The 12,817-nt window shown below is 58.2% G+C and carries 14 protein-coding genes and 1 pseudogene; 6 read left to right on the forward strand and 9 right to left on the reverse strand.

All coding sequences use genetic code 11. The features are described from left to right. Together GIW04_RS20010 and GIW04_RS20015 are read right to left on the reverse strand one after the other, a co-directional pair. A partial coding sequence (locus tag GIW04_RS20010) for a fimbria/pilus periplasmic chaperone (protein WP_236407620.1) occupies positions 1–534 on the reverse strand: 534 nt, incomplete at its 3' end. 53 nt (positions 535–587) lie between these two features. Continuing rightward, entirely contained in the window at positions 588–1,148 is a 561-nt protein-coding gene (locus tag GIW04_RS20015; protein WP_003191294.1) for a fimbrial protein, read from the reverse strand. A gap of 290 nt (positions 1,149–1,438) precedes the next feature. On the opposite strand from GIW04_RS20015, the gene GIW04_RS20020 reads away from it, so the two are divergent. Further along, on the forward strand, positions 1,439–2,983 hold the full coding sequence (locus GIW04_RS20020) for an EAL domain-containing protein (protein ID WP_236479149.1): 1,545 nt from the start codon (positions 1,439–1,441) through the stop codon (positions 2,981–2,983). A gap of 194 nt (positions 2,984–3,177) precedes the next feature. Next, on the forward strand, positions 3,178–3,543 hold the full coding sequence (locus GIW04_RS20025) for a histone-like nucleoid-structuring protein, MvaT/MvaU family (protein ID WP_003191298.1): 366 nt from the start codon (positions 3,178–3,180) through the stop codon (positions 3,541–3,543). Positions 3,544–3,654: 111 nt separating this feature from the next. Here the strand turns inward: GIW04_RS20025 and GIW04_RS20030 are convergent, their stop codons facing one another. Continuing rightward, positions 3,655–4,191 (reverse strand): DUF4946 domain-containing protein, encoded by a 537-nt coding sequence (locus GIW04_RS20030; protein ID WP_003191300.1) that lies wholly within the window; start codon positions 4,189–4,191, stop codon positions 3,655–3,657. A gap of 179 nt (positions 4,192–4,370) precedes the next feature. Between GIW04_RS20030 and gloA the strand changes: the two genes are divergently transcribed. Continuing rightward, complete coding sequence (gene gloA, locus GIW04_RS20035; RefSeq protein ID WP_003191301.1) at positions 4,371–4,892, forward strand: lactoylglutathione lyase; 522 nt, start codon at positions 4,371–4,373, stop codon at positions 4,890–4,892. A gap of 110 nt (positions 4,893–5,002) precedes the next feature. On the opposite strand, the gene ahpF is transcribed toward gloA, so the two are convergent. The 3 genes from ahpF to GIW04_RS20050 all read right to left on the reverse strand — a co-directional run bounded on the left by ahpF (position 5,003) and on the right by GIW04_RS20050 (position 8,328). After that, positions 5,003–6,568, reverse strand: a complete 1,566-nt coding sequence (ahpF, locus tag GIW04_RS20040) for an alkyl hydroperoxide reductase subunit F (protein ID WP_034135034.1) — start codon at positions 6,566–6,568, stop codon at positions 5,003–5,005. 130 nt (positions 6,569–6,698) lie between these two features. Next, positions 6,699–7,262 (reverse strand): alkyl hydroperoxide reductase subunit C, encoded by a 564-nt coding sequence (ahpC, locus tag GIW04_RS20045; protein ID WP_003191303.1) that lies wholly within the window; start codon positions 7,260–7,262, stop codon positions 6,699–6,701. Between the two features lie 133 nt (positions 7,263–7,395). After that, on the reverse strand, positions 7,396–8,328 hold the full coding sequence (locus GIW04_RS20050) for a site-specific integrase (protein ID WP_003191304.1): 933 nt from the start codon (positions 8,326–8,328) through the stop codon (positions 7,396–7,398). A gap of 169 nt (positions 8,329–8,497) precedes the next feature. Between GIW04_RS20050 and GIW04_RS20055 the strand changes: the two genes are divergently transcribed. Next, positions 8,498–9,505: a DNA-binding protein gene (locus GIW04_RS20055; protein ID WP_094774766.1), complete on the forward strand. Its 1,008-nt coding sequence runs from the start codon at positions 8,498–8,500 to the stop codon at positions 9,503–9,505. Here the strand turns inward: GIW04_RS20055 and gorA are convergent, their stop codons facing one another. Continuing rightward, the gene (gene gorA / locus GIW04_RS20060; RefSeq protein WP_003191308.1) at positions 9,506–10,864 is read right to left on the reverse strand and encodes a glutathione-disulfide reductase; all 1,359 of its coding nucleotides are present in this window, start codon (positions 10,862–10,864) and stop codon (positions 9,506–9,508) included. Between the two features lie 105 nt (positions 10,865–10,969). Then, complete coding sequence (gene galU, locus GIW04_RS20065) at positions 10,970–11,809, reverse strand: UTP--glucose-1-phosphate uridylyltransferase GalU (RefSeq protein WP_003173830.1); 840 nt, start codon at positions 11,807–11,809, stop codon at positions 10,970–10,972. A 311-nt stretch (positions 11,810–12,120) separates the two neighbouring features. Between galU and GIW04_RS20070 the strand changes: the two genes are divergently transcribed. Then, positions 12,121–12,306: a hypothetical protein gene (locus GIW04_RS20070; protein WP_003191311.1), complete on the forward strand. Its 186-nt coding sequence runs from the start codon at positions 12,121–12,123 to the stop codon at positions 12,304–12,306. 136 nt (positions 12,307–12,442) lie between these two features. After that, entirely contained in the window at positions 12,443–12,724 is a 282-nt protein-coding gene (locus tag GIW04_RS20075) for a hypothetical protein (RefSeq protein ID WP_032875487.1), read from the forward strand. A gap of 5 nt (positions 12,725–12,729) precedes the next feature. On the opposite strand, the pseudogene GIW04_RS20080 reads toward GIW04_RS20075, so the two are convergent. Continuing rightward, positions 12,730–12,817 (reverse strand): annotated as a pseudogene (locus tag GIW04_RS20080) (hypothetical protein); the annotation flags it as partial.

The raw sequence follows: 12,817 nt of genomic DNA on the forward strand, positions 1-12,817 counted from the left end.
CAGTACGGCTGCGCGCTCGGTGCGCCTTAGACTCCAGCGCAGTTGCGCGGGGGCCTGGTCTGCACTGCCAGGCAAATGACGGGGGCGAAAAAACACTTTGGTGCGGATACGAAAAGCAAACTGCAGATGATTCCCTTCAGGGGCTTGTTCACCGAGTTCGGCCGCACTGATTTTCGGGGGGACCTCCAAGGCATTAAGCCAGAACAAGGACTCTCGATCTGGCGGCAACGGATCCTGGGTGTAGACCAGCCGCACACCCTGGCTTCTCCCTGGATCCAGGCGAAACACTGGGGGCGAGAGGCTGAACGGCACGTCGCTATGGGAGGGATCTGGAGTGGCATCGCCTTGATCCAGCCACACCTGGACCAGGCGCGGTGCCCGTTTATCGTCGTTGCTCAGGCGCAGGGTGATTTCACGGCGCTGCTGGGGGTAGATGTGCCGTGTGCCATCGATCACCACTCCCGCGTGGGCCGTGGACGGTAAGCCGGCGATGACAGCAAAGGTAAGGCTCGCCAGTAATGTGCGAAAAAGCATGCGTCCTTCCTTCAAGGCAGGGCCTGGCAGGTCGCCAGGCCCACTGGCCTTGATCAGGGGAATGTCACGGAATACAGCACTTGCGTGCTAATCGGGCCGGCGGTCGCTGCCCCCGTGGCGAAGTACTGAGCTGCAAATGGCAGCGTCACCGCGCCGCCGTCAGGCACTGTCGAGGTACTCGAAGTCAGGCCCAGCCGCAGATCCAGGGGCTGGTTGGTGACGCCGTCTACAATCTGTACTTCCACGAACTTTGCCGGTTCGGGTGTGGCTGGCGCCTGATTGACCAGGTTACCGGTCGCCGGGTTGATGGCCGGGCTGCTGCTCTCGAATAACACCGCGACCACCGTGTCCTTCGGGCAACTGCCGACTTGGATAAAGAACGGCTTTACCCCCGCCGTCTGCCCGGCAGCCTTGAGTGCGCTGGCCTGGACCTTGTGCAGCGCAATGGCAAAGTCCGGCCCGGCGCCAGGCGCAGCGCCTGCCCCGCCACTGATGCTGCAGGTGGTGCCAGTGATCTCACCGGTCAGGGTGATAGTGCCGTCCGCCGCGAACGCCGGTAGAGCGACAACGCTGTTAGCCATCAACAAGGCAACGGCCAGTGCGATTTTTTTCATTGCTGCAAATTCCTGTGGAGTCGTTAAAAGGCTGCAAGGCGGCTTCCGACATTCGAAAGGCACGCGCCGACCGGCCCGCCAAAATTGGGCTAGCACGGCACTGAGAGAGGCTGGAGGGGTACGGTCCTGAGTCTCTTACTTCTTGCAACGATGTTTATGTTGCCTAGATGAAATCCCCGCCACAACTGACCGAACGGCTAGGTCAACCCGCTCAAAACAACTGAGCAGGCCTGCGTATTGCCATCTATCATCGGCTTATCTCACTCTTTTTCTCACGACTGACCGCCCCTATGCCCCTGACCGTCAAAGGCCCACGAAGCCGAGCCGCACGCTATTTCATCAGTGCAACCAGCGGCGTGTTGCCCATCTTGCTGGGGGTTGTGATTCTGTATTGGCAAGCCGAGCGCACCCTTGAACAAAGCACGGCGCAAACCGCTCAAGAAGCGGTGCGCCAGTTCGACCTGATGCTCGACAACACCGCCATCGCTGCCCAGGCTTTGCTGCCGCTGGCCGGTAAACCTTGTGACAGCGCCGCCAAGTTGGCGCTACGTGAACAAGTCACGCGTCGGCCGTTTGTGCGGGCCACCACACTGTCCTGGCAGAAAAACATCTATTGCAGCTCGTTGTTTGGCGGTCGCTACCAATCGCCCGTCAACCCCGACGACTACGTGGATGGGCGCCTGTGGTTGATGAAAGGCAACCCCGTCACACCCGATACCGCCCTGCTGGTGTACCGCCTGGTCCAAGGCGATCAAGGCGCGTTTGCCTCGGTTGACGGTTACCACCTCACCAACGCCTTGCGCTTGATCAGCCGTTACGCGTATTTGGTATTGCACGTCGGCCCGAACTGGCTGGGTGCCGACGGCAAAGTGCATCAAGGCGCGTTGCCGACATTTGCCGTGGCGCCACAGCGCCTGGCTTCCGAGCGCTATCAATACAGTGTCGAGGCCGGAATGCCCGAGGGTGAAGTCTGGCGCTATATGCAGGCGCGGTATCCGGCCCTGTTCAGCCTGGTGGTGTTCTTCGGGATATTGGCGGGGCTGCTCGCTCCCTGGCTGCAAAAACGTTCGTCAGCGCCAACCCACGAGTTACAACGCGCCTTGGGGGCCAATGAATTCATCCCCTATTTCCAACCGGTGGTACGCGGTGACACCCGCCAATGGGCCGGGTGTGAGGTGCTGATGCGTTGGAAGCATCCCAAAGAAGGGCTGGTGCGCCCGGACCTGTTTATTCCCCTGGCCGAAGACTCCGGCCTGATCGTGCCGATGACCCGTGCCCTGCTGCGCCTGACTGCCGCGCAACTGGCGCCTCATGCCGCGCGCTTCAGCCCAGGCTTTCATATCGGCGTGAATATCACTGCGCGCCATTGCCAGGACATGGCGCTGGTGCAGGACTGCCGGGAATTCCTCGCCGCGTTCCCACCCGGCCAGGTCACCCTGGTGCTGGAGTTGACCGAGCGGGAGTTGATCGAACCCACCGAGACCACCCGCCGCCTGTTCGAGGCGCTGCATCAAATGGGGGTCATGATTGCCATTGATGATTTTGGCACCGGCCACTCCAGCTTGGGCTATTTGCGCAATTTCAACGTCGACTACTTGAAGATCGATCAAAGCTTTGTCGCCATGATCGGTGCGGATGCGCTGTCGCGGCATATTCTGGACAGCATCATAGAGTTATCAGTCAAGCTGGATCTAGGCATTGTTGCCGAAGGCGTAGAAACAGCCCAACAGTGTGAGTACCTCGTGGCCCAGGGCGTGGATTTCCTACAGGGTTACCTGTTTGGCCGACCATTACCCTGCGATGAATTCATTAAATCGTTGGGCATCGTGGAATAGCCTTGCGCGGCCTATGATGAAAGATTGGTCTTTCTTTAAAAGACATGATTTACTCAGGATGAATTAACTACTACAATTTTTTCTGCCTGTGCAGAACTCGCAGAAGGGTCTTTTTCGTTGACGTGGCTTAACGTTCTTGGCTTATAGCTTTGTCTGCAGTTGATATCAGCAACTACATTATTGGAGTACAGATTTTGTCCAGACTCGCCGAATTTCGCGCAGCAGAAAAAGCCCTTCAAGAGCAGCTTGCACAGCTGGAATCCTTGAAGAACGACGCTGGCCTGAAGAAAGAAATCGAATTCGAAGAAAAGCTCAAGACGCTGATGGGCAAATACGACAAGAGCCTGCGTGATGTGATCGCTATCCTCGATCCCGCGCCACGCAAAGGCGGTGCACCGGCCGCCGCCGCGCCTAAACAGCGCCGCGCACGGGTGGTCAAGGTTTACCACAACCCGCACACCGGCGAACTGATCGAGACCAAAGGTGGCAACCACCGCGGCCTCAAAGCCTGGAAAGAAGAGTACGGCGCTGCCACTGTAGACTCCTGGCTTCGCGGCTGAAACATGTACTAAAAAATAGCCCCGCATACGCGGGGCTTTTTTTGCTCTAACGGTTCGGAATCGAACTTAACTCAGCGTTCATATTGTTCAAATTCGCTCAGCTTGAGCGGGTCAAAGTTTCAGACTGTTACGCACCAAACTGACTTCCTCCTTGCTCGCCTCGTACGCTTGCGCCTGGCCGGCGTATGAAAAAACATAGGCTTTGTCGACATCCAGCGCACCGACTAATGTTTGCGACAATACGTGTCGACCGTTCTCGGTAATCACGCAGGTAGTTTCCAACGCGTCAAGCCGACTCAATGTCGTGGGGTGCATTTTGCTGCACACGCTTTGATAACCGCCACGGGCAAAGTCTTTCTGGATGGACTTGCGCATCTCCAGCAACACGCCAGCAAGATTAACTTTATGGCCGGCCTCAATTGGCGTTCCGGTCAACTCCATGACCATCAACGTGGCGCCATTTTCATCATTCTTGATCGCTCGCTGCCGGGACACTGCTAGGGGTTTGGCAGGCGGCTCGCCGTCAGGCACGACTTCTTCGACCTGCCAACCGCTGGGCCAATGGACCTGCGGCTCGGCGGCCAGCACAAACGGGCTGCCCAACAACACGCACATAGCACTCAACAGCGGCCTACGAAACTCGATCATTGCGAAAAACACCCAAGGTTCCAGCGGCAAAGTGTGCGGCCCGGCGCGCGCTGACCGCAAGGGCCTGGCGCGCTTTTTCATTTGGCGCAGCCGGTGCGCCTTGCGTATCATGGCCCGTCTGCATGGAGGCAGACCGCAAGCCAATGGACCGCTCATCTCACATTTTTTCTGGAGGGCCCATGAGCCTGCACGAATTGAACACCTTCCCGGGCGTCACCGCCCAACCCGACAACGCCACGGCGAACTTCGTGTTCAACCACACCATGTTGCGGGTCAAGGACATCACCAAGTCGCTGGACTTCTACACGCGCATCCTGGGTTTCTCCCTGGTCGAGAAACGTGACTTCCCGGAAGCCGAATTCAGCCTGTACTTCCTGGCCCTGGTGGACAAGGCCCAGATCCCGGCCGACGCCGCCGAGCGTACCCAGTGGATGAAGTCGATTCCGGGCATCCTCGAACTGACCCACAACCACGGCACCGAAAACGATGCCGACTTTGCCTACCACAACGGCAACACCGACCCACGTGGCTTTGGCCATATCTGTATCTCGGTGCCGGACATTGTCGCGGCGTGCGAACGCTTCGAAGCCTTGGGCTGTGATTTCCAGAAGCGCCTGACGGATGGCCGCATGAAGAGCCTCGCGTTCATCAAGGACCCGGATGCTTATTGGGTCGAGATCATTCAGCCGGCGCCGATGTAATAAGCACTGCATGACGCGGAGCGTCACCGGATGCATTCCCACGCGGAGCGTGGGAACGAGAAAAACCCCATGATCGCTCATGGGGTTTTTCATTTTCAGCTCAGGATGATTTACGCCGGAGCAGAGGTACGGATCAGGTGATCGAACGCGCTCAACGAAGCCTTGGCGCCCTCGCCTACTGCAATCACGATCTGCTTGTACGGCACGGTGGTGACGTCACCGGCGGCGAACACGCCAGGCAGTGAAGTCTCGCCACGGGCATCGACAATGATCTCGCCGCGCGGCGACAGCTCTACGGTGCCTTTGAGCCAGTCAGTGTTGGGCAGCAAGCCAATCTGCACAAAGATGCCTTCCAGGTCGATGGTCTTGAACTCACCAGTGTCGCGGTCCTTGTAGGCAAGGCCGGTGACTTTCTGGCCATCGCCTTTGACTTCACTGGTCAATGCGCTGGTGATCACATCCACGTTCGGCAGGCTGTAGAGCTTGCGTTGCAACACGGCATCGGCGCGCAGCTTGCTGTCGAACTCAAGCAAGGTGACATGGCTGACGATACCGGCCAGGTCAATGGCCGCTTCCACGCCGGAGTTACCGCCGCCGATCACCGCCACACGCTTGCCCTTGAACAACGGGCCATCGCAGTGCGGGCAGAAGCACACGCCACGGGCTTTGTATTCCTGCTCGCCGGGCACTCCCATTTCTCTCCAGCGGGCGCCAGTGGCCAGGATCACGGTCTTGGACTTGAGTGTGGCACCGCTTTCGAAGCGAATTTCGTGCAGCTCACCGGCATTTTTTGCCGGTACCAGGCGGCTGGCGCGTTGCAGGTTCATGATGTCCACGTCGTACTGACGCACATGGGCTTCCAGTGCGCTGGCCAGTTTCGGCCCTTCGGTTTCCTGTACCGAGATAAAGTTCTCGATGGACATGGTGTCCAGCACCTGGCCACCAAAGCGTTCAGCCGCCACACCAGTACGAATACCTTTACGTGCTGCGTAGATGGCAGCCGAAGACCCGGCCGGGCCACCGCCCACCACCAGGACGTCGAAGGCGTCCTTGGCGCTGATTTTCTCTGCGGCTTTCTCGATACCGCTAGTGTCGAGCTTGGCGAGGATCTCTTCGAGGCCCATGCGGCCCTGGCCAAAGTTGACCCCGTTCAAGTAGACGCTCGGCACCGCCATGATCTGGCGCTCATCGACTTCGGCCTGGAACAACGCACCGTCAATCGCGACGTGGCGGATGTTCGGGTTGAGCACGGCCATCAGGTTCAACGCCTGGACTACGTCCGGGCAGTTCTGGCAGGACAGCGAGAAGTAAGTCTCGAAGCTGAACTCGCCTTTGAGGGCGCGGATCTGTTCAATCACCTCGACACTGGCCTTCGACGGGTGGCCACCGACTTGCAGCAGGGCCAGCACCAGCGAAGTGAATTCATGGCCCATGGGGATGCCGGCGAAACGCAGGTTGATATCGGCACCCGGGCGGTTGATGGAGAACGATGGCTTGCGCGCATCATTGCCATCGGTGTTCAGGGTAATCAGCGTGGAGAGGCTGGTTACGTCCTGCAAAAGAGCAAGCATTTCCTGGGATTTCGCACCGTCGTCGAGGGAGGCGACGATCTCGATCGGCTGGGTGACCCGTTCCAGGTATGACTTCAACTGAGCTTTAAGATTGGCGTCCAACATACGGGCGATTTCCTGTTCATTCGGTTTATTGCAGACAAAAAAACGCCCGAGCGAATCTCGCCCGGGCGTTTTGAGGGCGGATGCAGCTTACTTAAGTGCGGATACCCGCCCTTGATACGCGTTCACAGACTTAGATCTTGCCGACCAGGTCCAGAGACGGCGCCAGAGTGGCCTCGCCTTCTTTCCATTTGGCTGGGCAGACTTCACCTGGGTGGGCAGCAACGTACTGAGCGGCCTTGATCTTGCGCAGCAGCTCGGAAGCGTCACGGCCTACACCACCGTCGTTCAGCTCAACGATCTTGATTTGACCTTCTGGGTTGATCACGAAGGTGCCGCGGTCTGCCAGGCCAGCTTCTTCGATCAGCACGTCGAAGTTGCGGGAGATGGTCAGGGTTGGGTCGCCGATCATGGTGTACTGGATTTTGCCAATGGCTGGCGAAGTGTTGTGCCAGGCAGCGTGGGCAAAGTGGGTGTCGGTGGAAACGCTGTAGATTTCGACGCCCAGCTTCTGGAATTCGGCGTAGTTGTCAGCCAGGTCTTCCAGTTCGGTTGGGCAAACGAAGGTGAAGTCGGCTGGGTAGAAGAATACAACCGACCACTTGCCTTTCAGGTCAGCGTCGGTCACATCGACGAAGCTGCCGTTTTTGAAAGCGGTAGCTTTAAACGGTTTTACTTGGCTGTTGATGATAGGCATCGTTGACTCTCCGTCAGGGGTTAAGAAGTTGATGAGATGAATCCTACCGGCTCTTTCGGTCGATGGCTCATTGGCAAACCTGATGCTGGCGATTGGTTTTCTCTATCAGGTAACTGTATTAATAGAAGAAATCTCAAATCAGTGGTTGGGTTGCCAGGGTCATGCCTAGAAACGGCGTCGCTTCAACATAGCGCATCGCAGATTTCATGTCGTTCCAACCGACGTAACTCATCAGCGACTTCAAATCCCAGCCACTGCGATGCGCCCAAGTGGCAAAGCCCCGCCGCAGCGAGTGGCTGGTGTATTGCTCGGCGGGGATGCCTGCGCGCTCAAGGGCCTGGCGCAGTAGCGGGATCACACTGTTGGGGTGCAAGCCCTCCTCGCCCAGGTTGCCCCAGCGGTCAATGCCACGGAATACCGGCCCGCGCACCAAAGCCGAGGCGCTGAGCCACTCGCTATAAGCCTGCACCGGGCACAGCCGCAACAGCGCCGGGGTCTGGTAGGTCTTGCCGAGGTTATCGCGGTCACTTTTGCTGCGCGGCAAGTACAGACTGATGCCTGCGCCGGGCACGGCTTGCACATGCTCGATGCTTAACCGGCACAGTTCATCACTGCGAAAGCCGCGCCAGAAGCCCAGCAGAATCAGCGCAGCATCGCGCTTGGCCCGCAGCAAGCGCGGTTGGTCGTGATGCTCGCTGGCCTGTTTGGCTTCAATGTCCAGGGCGGCGATCACCTGTTCCAAATGCTGGAGCTGCAAAGGCTCGGCCTGTCGCTCTCGCGCCGGGTGCACGGCGCGGATGCCCTTGAGCACTTTGCGTACCACTGGCGCCTTCGTCGGGTCGGCAAACCCTTGGCTGGTATGCCATTGCGCAAGTGCCGAGAGCCGCAGCTTCAAGGTATTGACCGCCAACACTCCGGCATGTGCCACCAAGTAACGCGCCACGCTGTCACTGGTTGCCGGCAGGAACCCTCCCCAACTGACTTCGAAATGCTCGATGGCTGCGCGGTAGCTGCGGCGCGTGTTGTCACGGGTGGCGGCGTTGAGATATCGGTCCAGGTCGCTCATAGGCGTCTTTTCGTACTGCTGACAGATGGATGGCGGAGGAAAACACAGATGACACGGGATAATACGCCAATATCCCATCTGTTAAATCATGAATTTAAACGAGTTTTTAATCATGATATGGTATGTATCTACATACCATGTACCACAGTACTAAATCGACGGAGACCCCATGGCTCGTGGCGGCATAAACAAAGCAGTAGTGCAGACGGCACGCCTGGCGATCCTCGCCCGCGGCGAAAACCCCAGCATCGATGCAGTGCGTATCGAAATGGGGAATACCGGCTCGAAAACCACGATTCATCGCTATTTGAAAGAGCTGGACGAAAGCGAATCACGACAAACCATCACTCAGGCGCCAATTGACGATGAGCTTGGCGAACTGGTCGCACGCCTGGCGCAACGCCTGAAAGAGAAGGCCCAAGAGCCGATCGACCTGGCCCTGGCGCAATTCGAGCAACACAAAGCCGCCCTGCTCGCCCAGGTAGAAACCCTGGAAGAGGCGCACACCCAGCTCAAACAGCAATTTGATATCCAGGCCGCGGCCCTGGCCGAAGAAAGCGCGGCGCTGCAAACCGCCAGCACCAGCTTGCAGACCGAGCAAACCCGTAACGCCGGGCTGAGCCAGGCATGCAGCGACTACGAGCTAAGGCTCAACGACAAGGACGAGCAGATTCGCTCACTGGAAGAAAAACACCTGCACGCCCGTGATGCGCTTGAGCATTACCGCACTGCCATCAAGGAGCAGCGCGAGCAGGAACAGCGTCGCCATGAAGGCCAGTTGCAGCAGGTTCAGGCCGAATTGCGCCAGGCACAGCAAAGCGCGCTGGTGCGCCAGGATGAGATCACCCAGTTGCATCGCGATAACGAGCGTCTGCTGAGTGAGCAGCGAGCGACCGCCAAGGAATTGAATGCGCTGCAGGAGCAAACTCGTCAGGACCAGGCGCTACAGCTGAAACTCAAGGAACAACTCAGCCAGATCGACAGCGAACGCGCCCTGCTCCAGGAACGCCTGCGCGTGGCCGTGCAGGACAGCCAATCACGCCAAGCTGCGCTACTGGAACATCAGCAGCACAACAAAGCGCTTGAGCTGGACCTGATCAAGGCCCAGGCAAGCATCGAAGCGCTGCGCCTGGCGGCCGTCGTTGCAACGGCGCCAGAAGCAGCAGAGCCAACCTGATCAGTCCGCCACGGGCGTGCGCATGGTGACGAATTCTTCCGCCGCCGTAGGATGCACGCCGATGGTTTCGTCGAAATGCTGCTTAGTCGCGCCCGCCTTGAGCGCGATCGCCAGCCCTTGCACGATTTCACCCGCATCCGGGCCGACCATGTGGCAACCCAGCACTTTGTCGGTGTCGGCGTCGACCACCAGCTTCATCAGGGTCTTTTCCTGGCAATCGGTGAGGGTCAGCTTCATCGGCCGGAAACGGCTTTCAAAGATCTGCACGTTGTGGCCGTGCTTGCGTGCATCCTCTTCCGTCAGACCGACTGTGCCGATATTTGGCAGGCTGAACACCGCCGTCGCGATATTGGCGTAATCCACCGGGCGGTATTGCTCGGGCTTGAACAACCGCCGCGCCACGGCCATGCCTTCAGCCAGAGCCACCGGCGTCAGCTGCACACGACCAATCACATCTCCAATCGCCAGGATCGACGGCTCGGCGGTCTGGTAGAGATCATCCACCGCGACGAAACCGCGCTCGTCCAGTTTGACCCCGGTGTTTTCCAGGCCCAGGTTATCCAGCATTGGGCGGCGGCCGGTGGCGTAGAACACACAATCGGCTTCCAGCACGCGACCATCCTTCAACGTGGCCTTGAGGCTGCCGTCGGCTTGCTTATCGATGCGCTCGATGTCGGCATTGAACTGCAAGTCCAGGCCGCGCTTGGTCAGCTCTTCTTGCAGATGCTTGCGCACCGAGCCATCAAAGCCGCGCAAGAACAAGTCGCCGCGATACAGCAATGAAGTTTGTGCACCCAAGCCGTGGAAGATGCCGGCGAACTCGACGGCGATATAGCCACCGCCCACTACCAGCACGCGCTTAGGTAGCTCTTTGAGGAAGAATGCCTCATTGGAACCAATGGCGTGCTCGCGCCCTGGAATCTCAGGGATCTGCGGCCAGCCGCCGGTGGCGATCAGGATGTGCTTGGCAGTGAAGCGCTCACCGTTAATCTCCACCTGGTGGGCATCAACCAGGCGTGCATGCCCTTCATGCAGGGTCACGCCGCTGTTGACCAACAGGTTGCGATAGATGCCATTGAGGCGGTTGATCTCGCGATCCTTGTTGGCGATCAAGGTCGCCCAATCAAAGTTCGCCTCGCCCAGGGACCAGCCAAAGCCACTGGCCTGCTCAAAATCCTCGGCAAAATGCGCGCCATACACCAACAGCTTCTTTGGCACACAGCCGACGTTCACGCAGGTGCCACCCAGGTAGCGGCTCTCCGCCACGGCCACCTTGGCGCCAAAGCCAGCGGCAAAGCGCGCCGCGCGAACACCGCCAGAACCGGCGCCAATTACATACAGGTCAAAATCGTAGGCCATTTCACTCTCCTCGGCAGGACACCAGCATACCGACTTACATGGGGCTGAAAAACGAAAAAGCCACCCGAGGGTGGCTTTCGCTTAAAACGTACCGGCAAGCGTGAATCAGTAAGCCTTGCCCGTCTTGTAGAAATGCTCGTAGCAGAAGTTGGTCGCTTCGATGTAACCCTCAGCACCGCCGCAGTCGAAACGTTGGCCCTTGAACTTGTAGGCAATCACGCAACCGTCTTTGGCTTGCTTGAGCAGAGCGTCGGTGATCTGGATCTCGCCGCCCTTGCCTGGCTCGGTCTCTTCGATCAGCTTGAAGATGTCCGGGGTAAGGATATAACGACCGATGATCGCCAGGTTCGACGGTGCATCTTCCGGTGCTGGCTTCTCGACCATGTCGCGTACACGGATCAGGCCATCGCCAATATCATCACCGGCGATAACACCGTACTTATTGGTTTCGGTTGGGTTGACTTCCATCACCGCAACGATGGTGCAACGGTATTTCTGGTAGAGCTTGACCATCTGGGTCAGTACACCGTCGCCTTCCAGGTTGACGCACAAGTCATCCGCCAGGACCACGGCGAACGGTTCGTCACCGATCAGCGGGCGGCCGGTAAGGATGGCGTGGCCAAGGCCTTTCATTTGAGTCTGACGGGTGTAGGAGAACGAGCACTCGTCGAGCAATTTACGGATACCGACCAGGTATTTTTCCTTGTCGGTGCCCTTGATCTGGTTTTCCAGCTCATAGCTGATGTCGAAGTGGTCTTCCAGCGCGCGCTTACCACGACCCGTGACGATGGAGATCTCGTTCAAACCGGCATCCAGAGCCTCTTCCACACCGTACTGAATCAGTGGCTTGTTCACCACTGGCAGCATTTCTTTGGGCATGGCTTTGGTCGCTGGCAAGAAGCGAGTGCCGTAACCGGCTGCTGGGAACAAGCATTTCTTGATCATATGAGTCCTTACAAAGGGCTGTGCGTACGGAATTCGGCGCAGTCTAATCAGGCCGCAGTCACCTTACAATGGGTCCTGCTGGCGTTGCGATGTCATCATAGAGAAAAAATGTCGGCGTAAGTTCCGCTGATCCTGCAAAGGGTGTCACCAACGGTCAGTCAGAACCCACCTCGGCCCCTTATTGAAGAAGGGCTGCAATGGTTTTAGCACGCTTTTGCGCCCCTGGCACTGACCTGCAACAACTTGCGCCCTGCCCCGGCATTTGGCGCTATCATGAGCGCCTTGAACCAAGACCACGAGATTGCCAACAGATGTCAGAACCCAAAGGTGTAAACGGCTACCTGATCACGAAGCGAGCAGATGGCTGGCACTTGATCAATTTTCACGGCGACAGCGTTGCCGGTGTATTCGAAACCGAGAGCATGGCGATTGCCGTCGCTGAAGTGTTTGTGGATGAGGCGGGCCATGCATCGAGCAAGCGGCCGAAAACCAAGTAAGCCTCATGTGTTGCGCAAGAAGCCCCGTGAAAGGGGCTTTTTTGTTTGTCTGTACCTAGATGGCCGTTCGCTATAACCTTCGACAACGCCACGACAGTGTCAGCGCGCCCTTCCAATACCTCGATGACGAACCTCTATGAAAAAGATCCTGGCACTGACCGCAGTACTGGCACTCGCCGGCTGCACTACCGCTTCCGACACCTTGCTGAAAAATGGCGAACAAGGCTTGACCATCGACTGCTCGGGCGAGGCCAATTCATGGGCCAGTTGCTACGAGAAAGCGGACGCATCCTGCGCGGGCACCGGTTACCGCATCGTCGGCACTAACGGAACGCCGGCGCTCAAGGATAGCGACAAGACCTTGGGCCAGGACGTGGGCAACTTCAAAGGCCGCAGCGTGGTGGTGGTCTGCAAGTAAGCCTGCTACAGGTGCACTTCAGCAAACTTGATCCCCAGGCCACGCAGGGTTTCGATCAGGTCATCCAGGCGCGCAAATGATTCGACCTCATCC

Origin of the sequence: Pseudomonas sp. PA-4-8C (assembly GCF_021606625.1) — a bacterium.
In the GTDB taxonomy this organism is placed as follows: Bacteria; Pseudomonadota; Gammaproteobacteria; order Pseudomonadales; family Pseudomonadaceae; genus Aquipseudomonas; species Aquipseudomonas lactis.

What these genes read in the sequence shown, in the direction of transcription:
- galU (WP_003173830.1), bottom strand. Translation starts at nt 11,809, where the DNA reads ATGATCAAGAAATGCTTGTTCCCAGCAGCCGGTTACGGCACTCGCTTC.
- gloA (WP_003191301.1), top strand. Translation starts at nt 4,371, where the DNA reads ATGAGCCTGCACGAATTGAACACCTTCCCGGGCGTCACCGCCCAACCC.
- GIW04_RS20050 (WP_003191304.1), bottom strand. Translation starts at nt 8,328, where the DNA reads ATGAGCGACCTGGACCGATATCTCAACGCCGCCACCCGTGACAACACG.
- ahpC (WP_003191303.1), bottom strand. Translation starts at nt 7,262, where the DNA reads ATGCCTATCATCAACAGCCAAGTAAAACCGTTTAAAGCTACCGCTTTC.
- GIW04_RS20030 (WP_003191300.1), bottom strand. Translation starts at nt 4,191, where the DNA reads ATGATCGAGTTTCGTAGGCCGCTGTTGAGTGCTATGTGCGTGTTGTTG.
- ahpF (WP_034135034.1), bottom strand. Translation starts at nt 6,568, where the DNA reads ATGTTGGACGCCAATCTTAAAGCTCAGTTGAAGTCATACCTGGAACGG.
- GIW04_RS20020 (WP_236479149.1), top strand. Translation starts at nt 1,439, where the DNA reads ATGCCCCTGACCGTCAAAGGCCCACGAAGCCGAGCCGCACGCTATTTC.
- GIW04_RS20015 (WP_003191294.1), bottom strand. Translation starts at nt 1,148, where the DNA reads ATGAAAAAAATCGCACTGGCCGTTGCCTTGTTGATGGCTAACAGCGTT.
- gorA (WP_003191308.1), bottom strand. Translation starts at nt 10,864, where the DNA reads ATGGCCTACGATTTTGACCTGTATGTAATTGGCGCCGGTTCTGGCGGT.
- GIW04_RS20055 (WP_094774766.1), top strand. Translation starts at nt 8,498, where the DNA reads ATGGCTCGTGGCGGCATAAACAAAGCAGTAGTGCAGACGGCACGCCTG.
- GIW04_RS20075 (WP_032875487.1), top strand. Translation starts at nt 12,443, where the DNA reads ATGAAAAAGATCCTGGCACTGACCGCAGTACTGGCACTCGCCGGCTGC.
- GIW04_RS20070 (WP_003191311.1), top strand. Translation starts at nt 12,121, where the DNA reads ATGTCAGAACCCAAAGGTGTAAACGGCTACCTGATCACGAAGCGAGCA.